The sequence below is a fragment of the Clostridium sp. AM49-4BH genome (assembly GCF_003478335.1).
In the GTDB taxonomy this organism is placed as follows: domain Bacteria; phylum Bacillota; class Clostridia; order Lachnospirales; family Lachnospiraceae; genus Butyribacter.
The window spans coordinates 1-3,120 of record NZ_QUFB01000099.1 but is presented as its reverse complement, the minus strand read 5'-3'; the positions used below and the strand labels follow the sequence as shown (position 1 = coordinate 3,120).

At 41.3% G+C, this 3,120-nt stretch carries 2 protein-coding genes and 2 pseudogenes; 2 read left to right on the top strand and 2 right to left on the bottom strand.

Translation table 11 applies throughout. From position 1 onward, the window contains the following. Positions 1-184: 184 nt before the first annotated feature. A pseudogene (locus tag DW981_RS14325) lies at positions 185-274 on the top strand (radical SAM mobile pair protein A); the annotation flags it as partial. Continuing rightward, a complete protein-coding gene (locus DW981_RS14320; RefSeq protein WP_118508217.1) occupies positions 262-1,170 on the top strand; it encodes a radical SAM mobile pair protein B in 909 nt (302 codons plus the stop codon). The pseudogene DW981_RS14325 and the gene DW981_RS14320, both read left to right, overlap by 13 nt. A gap of 161 nt (positions 1,171-1,331) precedes the next feature. On the opposite strand, the gene DW981_RS14315 is transcribed toward DW981_RS14320, so the two are convergent. Together DW981_RS14315 and DW981_RS14310 are read right to left on the bottom strand one after the other, a co-directional pair. After that, on the bottom strand, positions 1,332-2,627 hold the full coding sequence (locus tag DW981_RS14315; RefSeq protein ID WP_014080634.1) for a tyrosine-type recombinase/integrase: 1,296 nt from the start codon (positions 2,625-2,627) through the stop codon (positions 1,332-1,334). A gap of 86 nt (positions 2,628-2,713) precedes the next feature. Further along, positions 2,714-3,120 (bottom strand): annotated as a pseudogene (locus DW981_RS14310) (transcriptional regulator); the annotation flags it as partial.

Sequence of the window (3,120 nt, the reverse complement as noted above, 5' to 3'; positions counted from 1 at the left end):
CGTTGGTAATTGATGTAATTTAATAAATAAAGTATAATGTCCATGAGCAATAACCTCGTTTCTTGTTTTGTTGGTTTGGCGATTGACATTATACCAGAAAATAGGGGGGGATTGCTCTTTTTGTTTGCAAACTCCCTAAAATAAAGGTTTTAGAACAAAAAAGAGGTAGTCTTTTGACACTACCGTCCCTATCATAGGGGATGAAAATATGATTCAGGAAATGCCGGAAGAATTTAATAAAGTGTTAGAGGTACAGAAATCATGGAAGAAGTAATGAATGGAATCCTCATTCGTGAGGTGGAAACAAAGAACATCATGACTAAGTCTAGTCTGCCGGTAGGCGGTTACTCGGTCAATCCCTATGTGGGCTGTACACATGCCTGCGAGTATTGCTATGCTTCTTTTATGAAGCGCTTTACCGGGCACAAGGAGGAATGGGGCACTTTCCTTGATGTGAAGCATTGGCCGGAAATTAAAAATCCGAAGAAATATGCCGGACAGCGGGTGGTCATCGGTTCTGTGACAGATGGCTACAATCCACAGGAGGAGCAATTCGGGAATACCAGAAAACTTCTAGAGCAGCTGATCGGCAGTGACGCAGATATTCTGATTTGCACAAAGTCGGATCTTGTGGTACGGGATATTGATCTACTGAAGAAGCTTGGACGTGTAACCGTTTCATGGTCGATCAACACACTAGATGAAAATTTCAAGAACGATATGGACTCTGCTTCGAGCATTGAGCGCCGTATCTCTGCTATGAAGCAGGTATATGAAGCAGGTATCCGTACAGTCTGTTTTGTATCCCCGGTATTCCCCGGTATCACGGATTTTGAAGCAATCTTTGAGCGGGTAAAGGATCAGTGCGATCTGTTCTGGCTCGAAAATCTCAATCTTCGAGGCGGTTTCAAAAAGACAATTATGGATTATATCGCCGGAAAATATCCTGATCTTGTACCACTTTACGACGAGATCTATAACAAGCATAACCGCAGCTACTTTGAAGCACTTGAAGTAAAAGCTGAGAAAATGGCTAAGAAGTATGATTGTGCCTTTGTGGATAATGAAATGCCTTATGGCAGAGTCCCGCAGGGACATCCGGTGATCGTAGATTATTTCTATCATGAGGAAATCCGTGGGACAGAGAATACCGGAAAAAGAAATCGCTAAATTCAAGTTTTTGAAACTGAGAAATCGGAATTTGTGGAGAGATTTCTTGAACTTTCCTTATTTTACGGGCTTTCCAGCCCCTTAAATAGTGAAATGATATGTATTTTCCCTTATTTTTGACCTTATGCGGAATCAGCAAGGGAAATAAGGGAATTTTTTATTTAGTCGTTGCCTGCCACTTTATCAAGAAGTCTGGCGGAGTTCCGCTTTGCCTTTCTTGTAGAGTGGGCGTAGACATTCATTGTGGTACTGACATCAGAGTGCCCTAACAGTTCCTGCACATCTTTTGGGGCAGCTCCGTTTGAGAGGAGGTTGCTTGTGTAGGTGTGTCGCAACTGGTGGAAATGGAAATTCTCAAATCCGTCCAGCCTTTTTGCAACTGATCGGCAGGCAATGCTGAGTGTGCTTGGCAGTTCCAGACATCCGTCCGGTCTCAGGCAGACAAAGGAGATTTCCTTGTAATCTACCGGGATTTCTTCGGTTCCGTCCAGATGATAATATTCATAATACACTCTGTTTTTGTCCTGTGCTTCCTTGTAGAAATTGCGGTGGTAAAGTTCACCATACTGCATCCGGCTTTTAAGCTGTTTTTTTCTGGCGGTTTTCAGTATTTCAGTCAGAGTATCGCCAAAATCAACAATCCTTACTTTCTTTCGCTTGGTCGGTCCGATGATGTTTTTATGTTTTGTGCCATCATAGCGGATACTTCTTTTAATGGTCAGGCATTGTTCTTCAAGATTGATGTCCTGCCATGTCAATCCGCAAACTTCACCGATACGAAGTCCCGCATAGTATGCGATCTGGATTGGCAGGATTGCAGGTGGATTCTTTACTTTGAGGTATTCTATCAGTCTCTCATAATCTTCATGGGAAATAGGCTGTATGCCTTCTTCTACCTCATCATCTGAGAATAAATCCACATCCTCTGCCTGTTTTTTCAGCTTAATATACTGCATAGGATTAAAAGTAATCAACTGTTTTGGAAATACTGCAAACCGGAAAGCCTGTTGTAATACTGCTGAAAAGGAATGGATGTAATCTTTACTGTATCCTTTTCTCACTTTTCCATCTGGAAATTCCCCACCGAATGTAAGCAGATCGAGAAATGCCTGTAAATGTTCAGCAGTAACGGTTTTTAATTTGCGTTCTGCAATCGGATGTTTCTTGATACAACGGATTGCACCAAGATAATTTTCCACTGTACCATTGCTGAGTGTTCCGACTTTCAGTTCTTCTTCCGCCCACATATCAAGAAGTTCTCCTACAGTAAGATTATCTGTCTTTGCGACAAATTTCTTGCTTTCGTAATCATCCATTGCCTGACGGAGCAGTTTTTCCGTTTCACTTTTACTTTCTGTTCCAGCGTATTCTTTCTGAACCAGATTGCCGCTTGCATCTTCTACATAGAAGCGGTAGTACCATTTCTTTCCTTTTTTTCTTACAGATCCTTTTGCCATAATCGTGTGTCTCCTTTCGATATCAGACAATCGGAACTGATGAAATGCTTCTTGCGTGTAAGTATATCATAACTCCGGTTGTCGTTCTATACCGAATCGGAATCCTCATACAAAACTTCTGATAAAAGATTTTCAAGCCTTTGTTCTGCCATTTCCGGTTTCTTGGAATAAAGCCTTACGATATCTGCCATGTCGTTAAAGGCATTAACAGTGTGGGTGATCTCCCGGAGAAACATAATCTCGTTATATTCATCATTCGATTCAAACCCCATTACTTTTGCAATATCAGCTTCATTCGTGTTGCCCTTGTAATTCTTGCAGGCAAACTGGAATGATTCCAGAAACAGGTTATATTGCTTTAACATCAACAGCAGTAAATCTTTGGAAAAAGCATCTTCCTTTTTACTAAGGTCGAGAGGTAACTGTTTGAGAATATCGCCCATTGCATCACGAATCTGTAATTCTTTCTTATCCGTAATATCGGTTTCGTATT